Source organism: Bacillus sp. LR--39, from assembly GCF_053613335.1.
Window position 1 is genome coordinate 1 of the sequence record NZ_JBSIOT010000525.1, and the last position, 896, is coordinate 896.

Genomic DNA, 896 nt, shown 5'->3' on the forward strand with positions numbered 1-896 from the left:
TTGTCCCTTATCGCCTGTTTTTGTATATAGTTTCATACCCTGAATCTCCTTTACAGACTTATTCAAACAACTCAGCAGCCTCTTTTATACATTCAGCTGTCCCTTTCTTTATCAATTGGTTCAGCCGCTGTTCTATGTTTTCGGATTGCTGAGTTTGAGTCGCGGCGATGAGAATATCACCTGTGCCTCTTCCGTCTCCCAGCACTTTCGTCCGTTCTGCTTCGGCAGCCATAAGAGCCTTGATGAAGAATTGATCTGCCGCATAGCCGTTAATCAAAATCCAAATCGAAAAGCCGGTCTGAACGCATATGAAAACGGATAACTCTCCGTCTTCATATGTTCGATACACGAAATGGTCAAGTCTTTCTGAAGAAGCCATCGCACACGTCTCCTGCAGTTGAAAACCGCTTTCTGAAAGACAGGCCGTAAGTCCTTCTATCGGATCTGGCTGATCTGGCAGCCGTTTATGGATCAGCGTCCTGCTCCACGAAAACCCTGCACCGATAGGCGTGGAGGACAATGTTCGAAGCGGGATTTCCGTTTGCAGAAGAATGTCATCACGCCCCGCTTGGAGCCATGCTTCAAATGGGATAGACTGCCGCTTCACGCTATCTTTTTCAGGCTGAATCACAATCATCGGTTTAGGTGAGCTTTGATGTACCAAGGCGGTGACATCTGTATCGTACACCGCCTTTATGCTTTGTTCTGTAACAGCATATTCCGGTTTTTGCTTAGGCCCGGCGGTACCGTTTTTCATAAACATGAGCTCATCACAGTACAGGCTTGCGGTGTTCAGATCATGAAAAACGCTGACAGCCACCAATCCGCTTTCTCTCGTCAGGCGTTTGATCAGATCAAGCAGGTCTTTTTGATAAGCCAGATCGAGAAAATTAGTC

1 pseudogene is annotated in these 896 nt (G+C 46.8%); it reads right to left on the bottom strand.

What is annotated here, in order from left to right:
• Positions 1 to 58: 58 nt before the first annotated feature.
• Positions 59 to 896, bottom strand: a pseudogene (locus ACWHAR_RS24645) (ATP-binding cassette domain-containing protein); the annotation flags it as partial.